Here is a 17,936-nt window from a genome sequence, read left to right as displayed (position 1 = left end):
CCGCGGAAGTATTACGGACCGCCCTCTTGCGGAGAGTCACAACGGCCCCATAGGTTCCACGCCGGAGCGGGAAATGGGAGCGCTCCCATCATTGGGTCCTATCGAAGGGACATCATGAAGAGCCTCATCGCCTCTTTGAGGTCGGCGGGCACGGCCGTCACGGCGTCACTCGTGGCGCTGGCCACGTGCGCGGCGCTCGGCGCCCTCGCGGCGCCCGCCCAGGCGGCCGATTCCATCTGCGGCCAGTACGGCACGACCGTCATCCAGGACCGCTACGTGGTCCAGAACAACCGCTGGGGCACCACCGACGCGCAGTGCATCGACGTGACCGACGACGGATTCACCCTCACCCGGGCCGACGGCTCGGTGCCCACCAACGGGGCGCCCAAGTCGTATCCGTCCGTCTACAACGGCTGTCACTACACGAACTGTTCGCCCGGGACCGAGCTGCCGAAGCGGCTCGACTCGATCAGCGGCGCGCCGACCTCCATCACCTACACCTACGTCGACGGCGCGGTCTACGACGCGGCGTACGACATCTGGCTCGACCCCGAACCCAAGAAGGACGGCGTCAACCGCACCGAGATCATGATCTGGTTCAACCGGGTCGGCCCCATCCAGCCGGTCGGCTCGCAGACCGGCACCGCGACCGTCGCCGGCCGTGGCTGGGAGGTCTGGACCGGCAACAACGGCGGCAACGACGTGATCTCGTTCGTCTCCCCGTCCGCCATCAGCAGTTGGTCCTTCGACGTGATGGACTTCGTCGACGCGACCGTGGCCCGGAGAATGGCACAGAACTCCTGGTACCTCACCAGCGTCCAGGCGGGGTTCGAGCCGTGGCAGAACGGCGCAGGCCTGGCCGTCCGCTCCTTCTCGTCGTCCGTCCTGACCGGGGGCGGGAGCGAGGGCCCCGGTGAGCCGGGGACCCCGGCCGACGGGCCCTGCGCGGTGAGCTACACCGCCAACGCCTGGACCGACGGCTTCACCGCCGACGTGAAGGTCACGAACACCGGGACCGTGCCCGTCTCCGGCTGGCGGCTCGGCTTCACGCTGCCGCAGGGCCAGACGGTCACCCAGGCGTGGAACGCGACCGTCACCCCGTCCTCGGGGGCGGTGACCGCGACCGGTGCGGCCTTCAACGCCGAGATCGCCCCCGGAGCGAGCCAGTCCTTCGGCTTCCAGGGCACCCACTCCGGCACCTTCACCAAGCCCGACCGCTTCACGCTCAACGGCGCCCTCTGCACGGTGGGCTGAGTGACACGGCTCCTCGCCCCGCACGGCGGGGTACGGGACGAGGAGCCGGCCCCGGCGGGGGTGCGCGGAACCGCCGGGTCGTGCCGTCCCCGTATGCGTCCGTCCCCGAGTGACGGCGATTTCCGCGTACGCCGTGCAAGTCCCCTGCTTGCACCACCGGCACCGGCGGAACACGCTGGCTGTGGTGGGCCGCGAGGCCGCCGGGACGCGCGACCAGGAGGAGACGCTCATGAAGATCGGCATCATCGGCGCCGGGAACATCGGCGGCACGCTCACCCGCAGGCTCACCGCCCTCGGACACGAGGTCGCGGTGGCCAACTCGCGCAGGCCCGAGACGCTCGCCGCCCTCGCCTCGGAGACGGGTGCGCGGGCGGTGACCGTGAGCGAGGCGCCGCGCGGCGCGGACCTCGTCGTCGTGACGATCCCGGAGAACCGGATCCCCGACCTGCCGCCCGATCTGTTCCACGAGGCGCCGGAGGACCTGATCGTCGTGGACACCGGCAACTACTACCCGCGCCAGCGGGACGGCCGCATCGAGGAGATCGAAGCCGGTCTGGCCGAGAGCCGGTGGGTCGAACGGCAGCTTCACCATCCGGTGATCAAGGCCTTCAACAACATCTACGCCCAGCACCTCGGAGGGAACGGCCGTCCGGCCGGCGCTGCCGGCCGGATCGCCCTGCCGGTGGCGGGCGACGACCCGAGGGCCAAGACGGTCGTCATGGACCTCGTGAACGCACTCGGCTTCGACCCGGTCGACACCGGCGGCCTCGACGAATCCTGGCGCCAGCAGCCCGGCTCGCCCGTGTACACCACGGACAAGGACGCCGAGGGCGTCACACGTGGGCTGGCGGACGCCGACCGGCAGCGGGCGCCGGAATGGAGCGCCACCTCCGACAGCCCCGGTACGTTCGAGGCCCCCGCCTGACCTGACCGGCGGCCCGCCAGTGGACCGAGCCCGGTGACCTGACCGGCGGCCTGCCGTCGGACTGAGCCCGCGTGACCTGACCGGCGGCCCGCCGTCGGACCGAGCCGGCGTGAGGGCTCCGCCGCCCGGTGAGCCCGCACATGGCTCGGGCCCGGCGGTCCGTTTCCGGATGCCGGGCCCGAGGGTGCCGCGGCGCGGGCGGCCCTGGTGGCCGACCGCTACTTGCTCACGGCGAAACGCATCAGGGCCTGTTCGCTGCCCTGCTTGATCTTCCCCGTGACGTTGATGACCTCCAGCTTCCAGGCGTTGCCGAGGCGGTACGCCTTCGCCACGGCGCATCCGTTGTCGGTCGTGAGCAGGCTGGGCCAGATGTCGGCGACCTGCTGCGTGCTGCCTCCGGTGGCGTCGTACACCTTGAAGCTGATGTTCCGCGCCTGCTGGAAGGAGCTGCCCTTCTTGTAGGCGGCGGCGACGAACACGATCGACGTGATGTTCGACGGAACGTTCGCGAAATCGACCGTCACGGTCTCGTCGTCCCCCTCACCGCGGCCGGTCTGGTTGTCACCGCTGTGTACGACGGAGCCGTTGCCCATCGGGTCGAGCGAGTCCAGGCCCGCCAGGCGCACCGGGTCGTCGCCCTGCATCGCGATGGCGATGAGGTCGAGGTCGGTCCCCTTCTTGCGGCGCAGTGCCCCTATCACTCCACCACTGCTGCCGGCGGTGGGGTCCCAGGAGGCGCCGATGGACAGGTGGGTGACTCCGTCGAGGTCCGCCGGTCCGTCTTCCTTCTTGAGCGTGATCATGCGCAAATCTTCCTTCAAACGATGATGCGACACACAGAGTGTGCCTGGAGCCGGGGTGTTTGTGTGCACCCGGTGTGTCCGAACACCGCTCCCGTGTCCGCGGGGCCGGTCCCGTACCACCCGGATCCTTCTCCGTGGCGGGGGAGTTCGCGCCGGGCACGCCGTCAGGGCGCAGCGATCCGCCACAAACGTCCTGATACGTCTGGGTATTGAGCCTGCGGGCCGCACTCGCGGGGGCGTGGCCACCGGTCGTGGGCCACGGGGCACCCGCCGGGCCGTCCGAGCCGAACCCGGTCCAGGTCCTCGCCGTGACAGGGGCGCCGTACGCGATGCCGACGAGCCCGCCGACCTGCCAGGGAGGGGTTCCCGCCCACCCGGGGCGTCAACTCCCCCTTAATGAAAGACAAAAGAAAAGTGGTGTCAGACTTCTTGACCGCATGGACGGTGCGCGGGCAGGGTGCCGGAGAGCGCTCTCCAGCTCGCATCCCTTACGGCCTCTTCTCCAAGGAGCCCCCCATGTCCGCAGTCGGCATACCACTGACCACCGCACCACCGTCCAGACCCGTCCGCAGGGGCCTTGTCGGGGTGGTGGTGACCGCACTGGCCGCCGCTCTTCTCGCGCTGACCCCCACGGCGCGCGCCGAGGCCGCGCCGACCCTGCTGTCCCAGGGCAAGCAGGCGACGGCGTCCAGCGAGGAGAACTACGGCACCCCGGCGTCCGGCGCCGTCGACGGCGACCCCGGCACCCGCTGGTCGAGCGCCGCCTCCGACCCGCAGTGGCTCCAGGTGGACCTCGGCGCCCCGGCCGCCCTCGACCGGGTGGAGCTCAGCTGGGAGACGGCGTACGCGACGGCCTACCGCATCGAGCTGTCGTCCAACGGCCACGACTGGTCGACCGCCTACTCCACGACCACCGGAAGGGGCGGCAACGAGACGCTCGGCATCTCCGGGAACGCGCGCTACGTCCGGATGCTCGGCACCGCCCGCGCCACCGCGTACGGCTACTCGCTCTGGGAGTTCAAGGTCTTCGGCACCACCGACGGCGGCGGCACCGGCCCGGTGATCCCGGGTGGCGGGGACCTCGGCCCCAACGTGCACGTCTTCGACCCGTCCACGCCCGGCATCCAGGCCAAGCTGGACCAGGTGTTCCGGGAGCAGGAGTCGGCGCAGTTCGGCACCGGCCGGCACGCCTTCTTCTTCAAGCCGGGGACGTACAACAACCTCAACGCCCAGATCGGCTTCTACACCCAGATCGCCGGTCTCGGCCTCAGGCCCGACGACACCACCATCAACGGTGACGTGACCGTCGACGCCGGCTGGTTCAACGGCAACGCCACCCAGAACTTCTGGCGCGCCGCCGAGAACCTCGCGCTCAACCCGGTCAACGGGACCAACCGCTGGGCCGTGTCCCAGGCGGCCTCGTTCCGCCGGATGCACGTCAAGGGCGGTCTCAACCTCGCCCCGGACGGCTACGGCTGGGCCAGCGGCGGCTACATCGCCGACAGCAAGATCGACGGCCAGGTGGGGCCGTACTCGCAGCAGCAGTGGTACACCCGCGACAGCTCCATCGGCGGCTGGGGCAACGGCGTCTGGAACATGACCTTCTCCGGTGTCGAGGGCGCACCCGCGACCTCGTTCCCCAACCCCCCGTACACCACGCTGGACACCACCCCCGTCTCCCGTGAGAAGCCCTTCCTCTACCTGGACGGCAACGACTACAAGGTCTTCGTCCCCGCGAAGCGCACCAACGCGCGGGGCACCACCTGGGCCAACGGCACCCCGCAGGGCCAGTCCCTCCCGCTGAGCCAGTTCTACGTGGTCAAGCCGGGCGCCACCGCCGAGACCATCAACGCCGCCCTGGCGCAGGGCCTGCACCTGCTGTTCACGCCCGGCGTCTACCACGTCGACCGCACGATCAACGTGACCCGCGCGGACACCGTCGTCCTGGGCCTCGGCCTCGCCACGATCATCCCGGACAACGGTGTGACCGCCATGAAGGTCGCCGACGTCGACGGTGTGAAGCTCGCCGGCTTCCTCATCGACGCCGGTCCGGTCAACTCCCCGACCCTGCTGGAGGTCGGCGGCCAGGGCGCGTCCGCGGACCACGCGGCCAACCCCACCACCGTCCAGGACGTCTACGTCCGCGTCGGCGGCGCGGGCCCCGGCAAGGCGACCACCAGCATCGTCGTCAACAGCGACGACGTCATCATCGACCACACCTGGGTGTGGCGCGCCGACCACGGCGCGGGCGTGGGCTGGGAGACCAACCGCGCCGACTACGGCGTCCGCGTCAACGGTGACGACGTGCTGGCCACCGGTCTGTTCGTCGAGCACTTCAACAAGTTCGACGTGGAGTGGTACGGCGAGCGCGGCAGGACGATCTTCTACCAGAACGAGAAGGCGTACGACGCCCCGAACCAGGCCGCCATCCAGAACGGCTCCACCAAGGGGTACGCCGCCTACCGCGTCGACGACTCGGTGAACACCCATGAGGCATGGGGGCTGGGCAGCTACTGCAACTTCACCGCCGACCCGTCGATCCGTCAGGAACACGGCTTCCAGGCACCGGTGAAGCCCGGTGTGAAGTTCCACAGCCTGCTCGTGGTCTCCCTGGGCGGCCAGGGCCATTACGAGCACGTCATCAACAGCACCGGAGCGTCCACGGTACCGGCCGGCACCTCGACCGTGCCGTCCAACCTGGTCTCCTTCCCCTGACCGGCAGGCCCCCGCCGGCACGTCCGGCGGGGGCCGCGACAGGACACCTCCGGGCCGGGGCACCTCCCCGCGCCCCGGCCCGGAGCGACCGCGTCCGCGGTACCCGAGAGCGCGCGGCCCGTCCCGCCGAGCGGACGGGCCGTCCTCCCCGCCCGCCGGCGGCACGGGCAGCCGCGCCCCACCGCCCGCACCACGACCTGCCAGGAGCAGACTGTGTCGAAACCCCTCACACGTCCCACCCCGGACCCCCTTGCCCATCCCACCCCGCGACCTCCCGCACCCCGCGCCCGGGTACGCCGGCGCGCGGCCGTCCCGCTGACCGTCCTCGGCGCGCTGCTCGCGTCGTCGCTCACCCTCGCCGCCTCCCCGCCGGCCGGGGCCGCCGAGAGCCTGCTGTCCCAGGGCAGGCCGGCCACCGCGTCCTCCCAGGAGGGCGACGCCTACCCCGCCTCCGCGGCCTTCGACGGCGACCTCACCGGGACCCGCTGGGCCAGCCAATGGAGCGACCCGCAGTGGATCCAGGTCGATCTCGGCGGCGTGCGCGACCTCAGCAGGGTCGTCCTCACCTGGGAGGCCGCGCACGCCCAGGCGTACGAGATCCAGGCCTCCGACAACGGCACCGACTGGCGCACCCTGAAGACCGTCACCGGCAGCGACGGCGGCACCGACGACCTCGCCGTGTCCGGCTCCGGCCGCTACGTCCGCATGCTCGGCACCGCGCGAGCCGGCGGCTACGGATACTCGCTCTGGGAGTTCCAGGTCTACGGCGGCGGCGACGGGAGCACACCGCCGGCCGCCGGCGGCGCGGTGGCCGTGACCGGCTCGCAGGGCGACTGGCAGCTCACCGTGGGCGGCGAGCCCTACCAGGTCAAGGGACTCACCTGGGGCCCGTCCGTCGCCGACGCGGGCCGCTACCTGCCCGACCTGAGGTCCATGGGCGTGAACACCATCCGCACCTGGGGCACCGACGGATCCAGCAAGCCCCTGCTCGACGAGGCCGCGGCCAACGGCATCAAGGTCGTCAGCGGCTTCTGGCTCCAGCCCGGTGGCGGCCCCGGCAGCGGCGGATGCGTCAACTACCTGACCGACACGGCGTACAAGAACGACTCGCTCACCGAGTTCGCCAAGTGGGTCGACACCTACAAGAGCCACCCCGGCGTCCTCATGTGGAACGTCGGCAACGAATCGGTCCTCGGCCTCCAGAACTGCTACAGCGGCGACGAGCTGGAGAGGCAGCGCGACGCCTACACCGGCTTCGTCAACGACGTCGCCAAGAAGATCCACACCATCGACCCGGACCACCCGGTCACCTCCACCGACGCCTGGACGGGCGCCTGGCCCTACTACAAGCGCAACGCCCCGGACCTCGACCTGTACTCGATGAACTCCTACGGCGACATCTGCAACGTGCGTACGGCCTGGGAGGAGGGCGGCTACACCAAGCCCTACATCATCACCGAGGGCGGACCGGCCGGTGAGTGGGAGGTGCCGGACGACGCCAACGGCGTCCCCGACGAGCCCACCGACGTGCGGAAGGCCGAGGGCTACACCAAGGCGTGGCAGTGCGTCACCGGTCACCGGGGCGTGGCGCTCGGCGCGACGCTCTTCCACTACGGCGTGGAGCACGACTTCGGAGGCGTCTGGTTCAACCTGCTGCCGGACGGCCTGAAGCGCCTGTCGTACTACGCGGTGAAGAAGGCGTACGCCGGATCGACCAGCGGGGACAACACACCGCCCGTCATCTCGGGCATGACCGTCACCCCGGCCTCCTCCGCCCCCGCCGGCGGGGAGTTCACCGTCCGCGCCGACGTACGGGACCCGGACGGCGACCCGGTGACGTACAAGGTCTTCCTCAGCGGCAACTACGCCACCGGCGACAACCGCCTTGTCGAGGCCCGGTGGCGTTCGACCGGCGACGGCACCTTCGCGGTCACCGCCCCCGAGAAGCTCGGGGTGTGGAAGGTGTACCTCCAGGCCGAGGACGGCCACGGCAACGCGGGCATCGAGACCAAGTCGGTCAAGGTCGTCGCGCCCCCGGTCGACGGCACCAACGTCGCGCTGCACAAGACCACCACGGCCTCCTCCTTCCAGGAGTCCTACGGTGACTGCCCCTGCACCCCGGACCTGGCGACCGACGGCCGGACCGACACCCGCTGGGCCAGCGACTGGAGCGACCCGCAGTGGATCCAGGTGGACCTGGGCGCGCCCACCGCGTTCCGCACCCTCCAGCTGGTCTGGGACCCCGCCTACGCCAAGGCGTACGAGGTGCGGGTCTCCGACAACGGCACCGACTGGCGCACCGTGCACACCACCACCTCGGGTGACGGGGACATCGACACCCTCGGCATCGCGGAGACGGCCCGGTACGTGCGCCTCCAGCTGACGGCCCGCGGTACGGAATGGGGCTACTCGCTCCACGAGTTCGGCATCTACGGCTGACCCGCCGGGGGCGCCCCAGCGGGCCCCCGGAGCGCCAGGGGCGTGCGCCGCCTCACCGCGTCGCGCGCCCCTCCCGGTGCCGCCCTCCGCGCCGGACCCGGCGCCGCCGAAGGGGCGGGGGGCGGCCCAACGGGCCGCCGATACCCAACCGTTGCAATGCGGTGGCGGGTGGCTCCCCTCGCAGGTCACGCGCCGTACGGACCCCTCGCACCGTCGTCCCACCCCCTCTCCGCGCGGCTCCCGGCCGCCCCCGACCGTGGCGGAACCTCTTGACGGACACTTCGCTTGAGGTTTAACTCACATCCTAAATTAAGCCGTGTGGATCTGCGGACCCCGCTCACGGGGGCGCTGTCCGGGCCCGCCCGCCCGTCCCCTCGGCGCACATCCGCCCTCCTCGAAAGGCCCCTGGAGTCATGCGCAGAATCAGAGCCGCGGCCGTCGGCGCCGTCACCCTCTCGCTCGTCCTCACCGCGGCTGCCTGCGGCGGCGGAACGTCCGGTGCCGGCGGATCGAACGAACAGCCGAAGACCCTCACCTACTGGGCCTCCAACCAGGGCGCCAGCCTGGAGGCGGACAAGAAGGTCCTCCAGCCGGAGCTCGACAAGTTCGAGAAGCAGACCGGCATCAAGGTCAAGCTGGAGGTCGTTCCCTGGGGCGATCTGCTGAACCGCATCCTCACCGCGACGACGTCCGGCCAGGGCCCCGACGTCCTGAACATCGGCAACACCTGGAGCGCGTCCCTCCAGGCCAGCGGCGCGCTGCTGCCGTGGGACGAGAAGAACTTCGACGCGATCGGCGGCAAGGACCGCTTCGTGGACTCCGCGCTCGGCTCGACCGGCGCCGAGGGCCAGGACCCGGCCGCGGTCCCGCTGTACTCCATGGCCTACGCGCTCTACTACAACAAGAAGATGTTCGCCGACGCCGGCGTCAAGCAGCCGCCCACCACCTGGGACGAGCTCGTCGAGACCGGCAAGAAGCTGTCCAAGGACGGCAAGTGGGCCCTCGGCGCCGAGGGCTCGAACCTCTCCAACAACATCCACCAGGTCTTCGTGCTCGGCAAGCAGCACGGCGCCGACTTCTTCACCGCGGACGGCAAGCCGGACTTCACGTCCGACGGAGCGGTCGCGGCCGTCAAGCAGTACGTCGACCTGATGGCCAAGGACAAGATCATCGCGCCCGGCAACGCCGAGTACGCGCAGAACCAGTCGCTCAGCGACTTCGCGAAGAACAAGACCGCGATGGTGCTGTGGCAGACCGCCTCCGCCACCTTCACGTCCCAGGGCATGGACGAGTCCGAGTGGGGCGTCGTGCCCGCGCCCGTCCAGTCGGGCAAGCCCGGCCAGGGCACCGGCGTCAACTCCATGGTCGCCGGCATCAACATGGCCGTCTTCGGCAACACCAAGAACCTCGACGGCGCCAAGGACTTCGTCAAGTTCATGACCAGCGACAAGGAGCAGATCGTCCTCAACAAGGCCTACGGCTCCATCCCGCCGGTCAAGGCCGCCCAGGAGGACGGGGCATTCGGCACCTTCGCGCTGTCGCCGCTGCGCGAGGCCCTCGCCACCAGCGCCGCCGCCCTCCCGCAGGTCCCCGAGGAGTCGCAGTTCGAGACGGTCGTCGGCACCGCCGTCAAGGAGCTCTTCGCGGACGCCGCCGCCGGCCGCCCGGTGACCACCGACTCCGTCAAGGCCAAGCTCGAAAAGGCCCAGCAGCAGATGCCCAAGAAGTGAGCGCGGACACCACCATGACCACCACCGCCGCCCCCGCGACGGGCGAGCGGACAGCACAGAGGAACGACCCCGGAGCGGCGCCCCGCAGACGCCGCTCCGGGCGGCTGCGCCGCATCGGCCTGCCGTACCTGCTGCTGCTCCCCGCTCTCCTCCTCGAACTGCTGGTCCACCTCGTGCCGATGGTCATCGGCATCGTCGTCAGCTTCCGCGAGCTCACCCAGTTCTACGTCCGTGACTGGACCACCTCCCCGTGGGCCGGCCTCGACAACTACACCCTCTCGGTCGACTTCGACGCACCGGTGGGCCAGGCGCTGCTGCACTCCTTCCTCATCACCTGCCTGTTCACCGTGGTGTCGGTGGGCCTGTGCTGGCTGCTCGGCACCGCCGCCGCCGTCTTCATGCAGGAGACCTTCCGCGGCCGGGGCTTCCTGCGCACCCTCTTCCTGGTGCCGTACGCCCTGCCCGTCTACGCCGCCGTCATCACCTGGGCGTTCATGTTCCAGCGGGACAACGGCCTCATCAACCACGTCATCCACGACCAGCTGGGCCTCACCGACAGCCCGCCCTTCTGGCTGCTGGGCGACAACAGCTTCTTCACCCTGCTCGTCGTGTCGGTGTGGAAGGGCTGGCCGTTCGCCTTCCTCATCATGATGGCCGGCCTGCAGAACATCCCCCGGGACATCTACGAGGCGGCCGCGCTCGACGGCGCCGGAGTGTGGCAGCAGATCCGCCGCATCACCCTGCCGTCCCTGCGCCCCGTCAACCAGGTCCTCGTCCTCGTGCTGTTCCTGTGGACCTTCAACGACTTCAACACGCCGTTCGTCCTGTTCGGCAAGTCGGCACCCGCGGCCGCGGACCTCATCTCCATCCACATCTACCAGTCGTCCTTCCAGACCTGGAACTTCGGCACGGGCTCCGCGATGTCCGTCCTGCTGCTGCTGTTCCTGCTCGTGGTGACGGGCCTCTACCTCCTGTTCACCTCCCGAGGAAAGAAGGCCAGCGATGGCTGACACCGCCCACCGGCCGTCCCGCTCGCCGATGGCGCCCCCGCGGTCGTTCCTGTGGAGCCGGCGGATCTTCCTGACCCTGCTGACCGTCTTCGTCCTGCTGCCGGTCTTCGTCATGGTCACCAGCTCCCTCAAACCGCTCGAAGACGTGACGGGGAAGTTCCGGTGGATCCCCACCGGCCTGACGATCCGGCCCTACTTCGACATCTGGGAGACCGTCCCGCTCGCCGACTACTTCACCAACTCGCTGATCGTCGCCGGGTCGGCGACCGTCTGCTCCGTGGTGATCGCCGTCTTCGCCGCCTACGCCGTCAGCCGCTACACCTTCCGCGGCAAACGCGTCTTCACCGTCACCGTGCTGTCCACGCAGATGTTCCCCGGCATTCTCTTCCTGCTGCCGCTGTTCCTCATCTACGTCAACATCGGCAACGCCACCGGCATCGCGCTCTTCGGCTCCCGCTTCGGCCTCATCCTCACCTACCTCACCTTCTCCCTCCCGTTCTCCATCTGGATGCTCATCGGGTACTTCGACTCGGTGCCCAGGGACCTGGACGAGGCGGCCAAGGTGGACGGCTGCGGCCCCCTCGGCGCGCTGTTCCGGGTCATCGTGCCCGCCGCGATCCCCGGCATCGTCGCCGTCGCCGTCTACGCGTTCATGACCGCCTGGGGTGAGGTCCTCTTCGCGTCCGTCATGACCAACGACGCGACCCGCACCCTCGCCGTCGGCCTCCAGGGCTACTCCACCCAGAACGACGTGTACTGGAACCAGATCATGGCCGCGTCCCTGGTGGTGAGCCTGCCCGTCGTCGCGGGGTTCCTGCTGCTCCAGCGCTACCTCGTCACCGGACTCACCGCCGGGGCCGTCAAGTAGCCCCCGGCGCCGGGGCGTTCCCCGCCATCCCCCACCTGCCGAACAGACCTGTGAGGTACCTTGTGTCCGCATCGATAGACCTCGCCGCGTTCCCCCGGGACTTCGTCTGGGGCACCGCGACGGCCGCGTACCAGATCGAGGGGGCCGCCGCCGAGGACGGCCGCTCCCCGTCGATCTGGGACACCTTCTCGCACACCCCCGGCAAGACCGAGAACGGCGACCACGGCGACGAGGCCTGCGACCACTACCACCGGTGGCCGGAGGACATCGCCCTGATGAGACGGCTGGGCACCGGCGCCTACCGCATGTCCACCGCCTGGCCCCGCGTCCTGCCCGCCGGCGACGGCCCCGTCAACGCCCCGGGCCTCGACTTCTACGACCGGCTGGTGGACGGCCTCCTGGAAGCCGGTCTCACCCCGAACATCACCCTGTACCACTGGGACCTGCCCCAGGCACTCCAGGACCGGGGCGGCTGGACCGTCCGCGACACCGCCGAACACCTCGCCGCCTACGCCTCCGTGGTCGCCACGCGCCTCGGCGACCGGGTCACCCGCTGGGCCACCCTCAACGAACCCCTGTGCTCCGGCTGGATCGGCCACCTCGAAGGCCGGATGGCACCCGGGCTCACCGACCTGACCGCCGCCGTCCGCGCCTCCTACCACCTGCTGCTCGGCCACGGCCTCGCCGCGCAGGCCGTCCGCGCCGCCGTCCCCGGGGCCGACATCGGCCTGGTCACCAACCACTCGACCGTGGACGCGGCCTCCTCCCGCCCCCAGGACCTCGCGGCGGCCACCCGCGCGGACGGCCACACCAACCGCTGGTGGCTCGACCCGGTGTACGGCCGGGGCTTCCCCGCCGACATGCGTGAGCTGTACGGGGTCGAACTCCCCGAACGCGACGGCGACCTGGACACCATCGCGACCCCGCTGGACTGGCACGGCCTGAACTACTACTTCCCGGTCACGGTCGCCGATGACCCCGAGGGACCCGTCCCGTACGCCCGTGAGGTGGCCCTGCCCGGCGTGGAACGCACCGGCATGGACTGGCAGATCGACGCCGGCGGCCTGGAGGCCCTGCTGATGCGCCTCACCGACGACTACGGCGTACGCAGGCTGTACGTCACCGAGAACGGCTCGTCCTTCCCGGACACCGTGGGCCCCGACGGCGCCGTGCACGACCCCGAACGGACCCGCTACCTCGAACAGCACCTCGCCGCCTGCGCCCGCGCCGTCCGCAAGGGCGCCCCGCTCGCCGGGTACTACGCCTGGTCCCTGCTGGACAACTTCGAGTGGGCCTACGGCTACGACAAGCGCTTCGGCCTCGTCCACGTCGACTACGCGACCCAGGAGCGCACCGTCAAGACCAGCGGCCACCGGTACGCCGACATCATCCGCGCCCACCGCGCACTGCACGCCTGACGGCCCTCCGGGCGGCGGGCCCGACGGGGACGACCCTCCGGCCCGCCGCCCGCCCGCTCACTCCTCCGCGCAGACCTCGCGGTCCGGCATCCACGGCCCCAGCCAGGCGCTCAACGGCACCGTGACGCACCACGGATCCCCACCGGTCCCCGGCTCCGGTTCCGGTTCCGGTTCCGGTTCCGTCACGGTCACCGGGTCCGCCTCCGGCTCCGTCACGGGCTCCCACTCCGGCTCCGGCGCGGGGCCCTCCGGCTCGGCGGTCCCCTCCGGCTCGGGCGTGGGCTCCGGCGCCTCGGTCGCCACCGGCGGAGAGTCGGACGCGGCCGGCTCCACCCCGTCCGGCCCGGCGGAGAGCATCTCCCGGTAGACCCGCGAGGACTCGGGGTTCTCCGCGCACTGCCACACCCCGTGCGGGCAGTAGTCCGTGATCGTCTGGTACACCGGCTTGTGCCGCTCCATCCACTCCAGCATGCCGCGCATGTACGCCGGGTTGTCCCCGTTGCGGAACAGACCCCACTCCGGGTACGAGACCGGCTTGCCGTGCTCCGCCGCGAAGTCCACGTGCCGCCGCAAGCCGTACGGCTCGTTCACCTGCTCCTCGAAGGAACGGGCCGGCGGCTGGTCGTAGGAGTCCATGCCGATGATGTCCACCACGTCGTCACCGGGGTAGCACTCCGTCCACGGGACGGCGTCCAGCCCCCGGCTCGGGGCGAAGTCGAAACGGAACCGCTGGCCGGGAACCGAGCGCATCGCGGTGACGATGCGCTTCCAGTACGCCTTCCAGGCCTCCGGATCCGGTCCGCAACGGTGCGTGTAGGTGGTGCCGTTCATCTCCCAGCCGAGGACGAGCACCGTGTCCGGGACACCCAGCAGGACCAGCCGCCGCGCCAGTTCACGGAAGTGCCCGTCGAACCGCCCGTCGGCCCCGGCCCGGAGCAGCCCGCGCACCTCCTCGTCCGGGACGTGGTCCTCGTTCCGCTCCAGCATCGGCGTGTTGAGGACGAACATCCGGTCCGGGGACGCCTTCCGCCAGGCCGCCCACGCGGCGAGGAACCCGGGGCGGCCCTCGATGTTCTCCCACACGTCTCCGGGCAGGTAGCTGTGCCCGACCCGCAGTTCCGTCCCGCCGAGCCAGCGCGACAGCTCACCCATCCGCCGTACACCGTCCGGCCCGTAGTCCAGATAGGCGCCCACGGCGGTCGGGCCCCAGAACGCCGGGTCCGCCGCGTTCGCCCCCTTGCCCGCCATGGCGTCCGGACCGCTCCGGACGGCGACCAGCGCGCCGCCGGCGAGAAGGCCGAGGACAGCCGTCCCGAGGCCGGCGGTGACGAGACGGCTTCGTACGGGCACGGGCTCCTCCTTGTGTCGTGGGGTCCCCCCGGCTGTGCCGACCTTAGGGAGAAACGTCCGCCGATGTGCGGTGCGACGTCCGCCGCACGGGCCTTTCGCTCCATGCGACGGATCAGACCGGCTCGTTCGGGTGAGAGCGGCCGTAGGAGAGGGGAAGCGAGCGGACCCGGTTGTCGAAGTTCGAGTCGACCAGCTCCGGCGCGCCGGCCGCCCGTACGGGAACCGGGCGGCCCAGCAGCTCGCGGAAGAGCGCCTTCATCTCCAGACGCGCCAGATGCGCGCCCAGGCAGTGGTGCGGACCGCCACCGCCGTACCCGAGGTGCGGATTCGGGGACCGGGTGATGTCGAACACGTCCGGATCGTCGAAGACCGACGCGTCCCGGTTCGCCGACGCGTAGAGGAGCATCACCTTCTCCCCGGGCACGAAGAGCCGCCCGCCCAGCTCGCATTCCGCCACCACGGTCCGGCGGAACTGGATGATCGGCGTCGAATGGCGCACGATCTCGTCCACCGCCCCGTCCGCGTACCGCTCGAAGTCCGCCTCCAGCAGGGCCCGCTGCTCCGGATGCGCCGTCAGCAGGCACAGCCCGTGCGCGAGCGCGTTACGGGTGGTCTCCACACCGGCCACGAGCAGCAGCGAGAAGAACGCGCCCAGCTCACGGGTGGACAGCGACCGCCCGTCGACGTCCGCGCGCACCAGCGCGGAGACCAGGTCCTCCTGGGGGCGGGCCCGGCGCTCCCGGGCCAGCCCCGCCATCACCAGCTGCATCCGGGCCAGCGACCGCAGCCCGCGCCCCGGCACCCGCAGCCGGGCCCGGCCCCGGCGCCGCACACCGACGTACCGGGAGGCGTCGTCGATCCGGGCACCGATCGCCACCCGGTGCCGGACCGGAATGCCCATCAGGTCGCAGATCACCTCGAACGGCAGACGGGCGGCGGCCGAACGCATGAAATCCTCCGGCCGCTCCGCCACCACCTCGTCCACCAGCCGCCGGGCGGTGGCGGCGATGTTCTCCTCGGCGGCCGCCAGCAGACGCGGGGTGAAGGCCCGCGAGATCGTGCTCCGCAGACCGGCGTGCTCGGGCCCGTCCAGGTTCACCATGGAGTTGCCGAACACCGCCTTGGCCCAGCGCGCCGGTTCGGGCGTGGTGGCCCCCGGCGCGCTGGCGAAGACGCGCGGCCGACGGCTCGCCGTCTTGACGTCCGCGTGCCTGACCAGGGCGTGGAACGCCGGGTGCGGGCCGGAACGCGGGGTGAACCGCACCGGTTCGCCGTGCTCCCGCAGGGCCGCGAAGGCCGCCAGCCGCTCGGGCCGGGGCAGCCGCCAGAAGGCCGGATCGGCCAGGTCGGCCAGCGGGGCGCGACCGGCCTCCCGCGCCTGGCCGGTGGACATCCGCGTCGGCGCGTTCATGGACACCCTCCCGTAGGTCGGACCGCCATGCTGGCCCCCGGCCGTACGTCCGGACGGCCGACACGGCCGCCGCCCGCGGAGAATCCCACGGTCGCGTGACCCGCGCGGGACGAGAACCGTTCGCCCGCGCTCTCGTTGCCCACAGTGAGAGCGAGAACCGCACACGAGAGCGGACGACAGACAGGAACACCCCTCATGGACCCCACCACAGCCCCGCCCGGCCCGGCCGGACCCATGGGCACCACGCCGGCCCCCGCTCCGCACCGGCCGGCCCGCCGCGCCGTCCTGCGGACCGCCTTCACCACGACCCTCGTCGCCGGCACGGCCGGCGCGCTGGCCCCCGTGCTGCTCAGGGACCCCGGCACCCCGGCCCGGGGAGAGCGCAGGTCCCAGGCCCCCGAGCGGTTCTCCGAGACCTACCGGGGCCGTCACATCCGGGGCACCGCCCCGGCCGTGGTACCGGCCGGCGGCCCCCCGGGCGCGGCCGCGGCCGTGTCCACCGCGACGGTCGCCGACGTGACGGTCGACGGCCGTTCCCTGCACGTGATGCGCCGTGCCGACGGAAGCTACCTCAGCGAGGTCAACCACTACGAGTCGTTCCCCACCCTGCTGGAGACGGCCCGCGCCGCGGTCGACGAACTCGGCACCGCCCACCTGGCCGCCACCACCCCGCACACCATCTGAACCGGAGGACGAGCACGGGTGTACAGCCGCAAGAACCAGAGCGACCTCACACGCGCGGAGAAGAAGCGCCTGGTCGACGCCATCCTGCAACTCAAGCGCTCGGGCCGGTACGACGAGTTCGTCTCGCTGCACCGGCAGTACTACGTCACCGACGCCGACCGCCGCCCCAGGGCCGCCCATATGACCCCGTCCTTCTTCCCGTGGCACCGCCGCTACCTCCTGGAGTTCGAGAAGGCCCTCCAGGCGGTCGACGCCGGGGTCACCGTGCCGTACTGGGACTGGACCCGGGACAACACCCCGGCCGCCTCCCTCTGGGCGGAGGACTTCCTCGGCGGCAACGGCCGCGCCCGGGACCGCCAGGTGATGACCGGGCCGTTCGCGTACGCGCGGGGCGACTGGACCATCCGGGCCGGGATCACCGAGGACCGTTTCCTGCGGCGAGACCTCGGCCGCCCCTCCGCACCGGTCACCCTGCCCACCAAGGCCGACGTGGACCGGGCCCTGAGCGACCCCGTCTACGACACCGCGCCCTGGAACAGCGTCAGCACCACCGGCTTCCGCAACAGGATCGAGGGCTGGGGCATCCGGGGGACCCGGGACGTGGCCAACCACAACCGGGTGCACCGCTGGATCGGCGGGTCGATGGCCGGTGCCGCCTCACCCGACGACCCGGTCTTCTGGCTCCACCACGCCTACATCGACCTCCTGTGGACCCGCTGGCAGAAGGCCCACCCCCGCGCCCGCTACCTGCCGGACCGCTCACTCGCCGCGGACGACCCGCAGCGGGGCAGGGTCTTCGCCCTCGACGACCCCATGCCCCCCTGGGACGTCAAGCCCTCCCAGCTCATGGACCACACCCGCCTCTACCGGTACGTCTGAACCCCACCCGGCCGCCTGGGCCCCGGAACGGGACCGGGCCCCCCTTCCCCGCCGGAGCGGGGAGGGAGGGCCCGGCACGCCGAAGACGCGGCTCAGTAGCCGTAGCCGTACTCGTCCTCGGTCTCGTGGCTGTCCACGTTCGCGCAGGTGTTGCCGAAGACCGGGTTGAGCAGGGCGATGACGTTGACGGTGTTGCCGCAGACGTTGACCGGGACGTGCACCGGCACCTGGACGGCGTTGCCCGACAGGACACCGGGGGAGTGGGCGGCCAGGGCCTCGGCCCCGGCGTCGGCGGAAGCGAAGCCGGCGCCGCCGGCGATCAGGGCGCCGGTACCGGCCATGACAGCGGCAGCCTTGGTGATGCGCGACATCAGTTCTCCTTGGAAGGATCGAAAACCGGCCGCGGAACAGGGGCCGGCATGCTCTGACAACGCGGAAGTCGACAGACGG

At 71.2% G+C, this 17,936-nt stretch carries 14 protein-coding genes; 10 read left to right on the top strand and 4 right to left on the bottom strand.

The window, feature by feature from the left end; translation table 11 throughout:
* The first annotated feature begins 114 nt into the window (after positions 1-114).
* Both B9S64_RS00750 and B9S64_RS00745 read left to right on the top strand, forming a co-directional pair.
* Positions 115-1,254 (top strand): cellulose binding domain-containing protein, encoded by a 1,140-nt coding sequence (locus tag B9S64_RS00750; RefSeq protein ID WP_103492769.1) that lies wholly within the window; start codon positions 115-117, stop codon positions 1,252-1,254.
* A gap of 109 nt (positions 1,255-1,363) precedes the next feature.
* Positions 1,364-2,179 carry an NAD(P)-binding domain-containing protein gene (locus B9S64_RS00745; protein WP_308460771.1) on the top strand — a complete coding sequence of 272 codons (816 nt, stop codon included), beginning with the start codon at positions 1,364-1,366 and terminating at the stop codon, positions 2,177-2,179.
* A gap of 218 nt (positions 2,180-2,397) precedes the next feature.
* Here the strand turns inward: B9S64_RS00745 and B9S64_RS00740 are convergent, their stop codons facing one another.
* On the bottom strand, positions 2,398-2,982 hold the full coding sequence (locus B9S64_RS00740) for a TerD family protein (protein WP_103492767.1): 585 nt from the start codon (positions 2,980-2,982) through the stop codon (positions 2,398-2,400).
* Between the two features lie 516 nt (positions 2,983-3,498).
* Here B9S64_RS00740 and B9S64_RS00735 point away from each other — a divergent pair.
* The 6 genes from B9S64_RS00735 (at position 3,499) to B9S64_RS00710 (ending at position 13,162) form a co-directional block, all read left to right on the top strand.
* A complete protein-coding gene (locus B9S64_RS00735; protein WP_109491930.1) occupies positions 3,499-5,697 on the top strand; it encodes a discoidin domain-containing protein in 2,199 nt (732 codons plus the stop codon).
* 315 nt (positions 5,698-6,012) lie between these two features.
* Positions 6,013-8,136, top strand: coding sequence for a discoidin domain-containing protein (locus B9S64_RS00730; RefSeq protein ID WP_103492775.1), 2,124 nt, complete (start codon positions 6,013-6,015; stop codon positions 8,134-8,136).
* A 413-nt stretch (positions 8,137-8,549) separates the two neighbouring features.
* Positions 8,550-9,866: an ABC transporter substrate-binding protein gene (locus B9S64_RS00725; protein ID WP_103492765.1), complete on the top strand. Its 1,317-nt coding sequence runs from the start codon at positions 8,550-8,552 to the stop codon at positions 9,864-9,866.
* 14 nt (positions 9,867-9,880) lie between these two features.
* A complete protein-coding gene (locus B9S64_RS00720) occupies positions 9,881-10,876 on the top strand; it encodes a carbohydrate ABC transporter permease (RefSeq protein WP_103492774.1) in 996 nt (331 codons plus the stop codon).
* A gap of 28 nt (positions 10,877-10,904) precedes the next feature.
* The gene (locus B9S64_RS00715; RefSeq protein ID WP_093530428.1) at positions 10,905-11,744 is read left to right on the top strand and encodes a carbohydrate ABC transporter permease; all 840 of its coding nucleotides are present in this window, start codon (positions 10,905-10,907) and stop codon (positions 11,742-11,744) included.
* Between the two features lie 62 nt (positions 11,745-11,806).
* A complete protein-coding gene (locus B9S64_RS00710) occupies positions 11,807-13,162 on the top strand; it encodes a GH1 family beta-glucosidase (RefSeq protein ID WP_103492764.1) in 1,356 nt (451 codons plus the stop codon).
* Positions 13,163-13,219: 57 nt separating this feature from the next.
* Here the strand turns inward: B9S64_RS00710 and B9S64_RS00705 are convergent, their stop codons facing one another.
* The gene (locus tag B9S64_RS00705; protein ID WP_103492763.1) at positions 13,220-14,512 is read right to left on the bottom strand and encodes a glycoside hydrolase family 26 protein; all 1,293 of its coding nucleotides are present in this window, start codon (positions 14,510-14,512) and stop codon (positions 13,220-13,222) included.
* A 112-nt stretch (positions 14,513-14,624) separates the two neighbouring features.
* Positions 14,625-15,923 (bottom strand): cytochrome P450, encoded by a 1,299-nt coding sequence (locus B9S64_RS00700; protein ID WP_103492762.1) that lies wholly within the window; start codon positions 15,921-15,923, stop codon positions 14,625-14,627.
* Positions 15,924-16,118: 195 nt separating this feature from the next.
* Here B9S64_RS00700 and B9S64_RS00695 point away from each other — a divergent pair, with 195 nt between their 5' ends.
* Entirely contained in the window at positions 16,119-16,607 is a 489-nt protein-coding gene (locus B9S64_RS00695; protein WP_103492761.1) for a tyrosinase family oxidase copper chaperone, read from the top strand.
* Between the two features lie 18 nt (positions 16,608-16,625).
* Positions 16,626-17,486, top strand: a complete 861-nt coding sequence (locus tag B9S64_RS00690) for a tyrosinase family protein (protein WP_103492760.1) — start codon at positions 16,626-16,628, stop codon at positions 17,484-17,486.
* A gap of 92 nt (positions 17,487-17,578) precedes the next feature.
* Here the strand turns inward: B9S64_RS00690 and B9S64_RS00685 are convergent, their stop codons facing one another.
* Positions 17,579-17,857, bottom strand: coding sequence for a chaplin (locus B9S64_RS00685; protein ID WP_103492759.1), 279 nt, complete (start codon positions 17,855-17,857; stop codon positions 17,579-17,581).
* Between the last annotated feature and the right edge of the window lie 79 nt (positions 17,858-17,936).

The sequence above is a fragment of the Streptomyces sp. SM18 genome (assembly GCF_002910775.2).
Taxonomy (GTDB): Bacteria; Actinomycetota; Actinomycetes; order Streptomycetales; family Streptomycetaceae; genus Streptomyces; species Streptomyces halstedii.
This window is presented reverse-complemented; position numbering and strand designations above follow the sequence as displayed.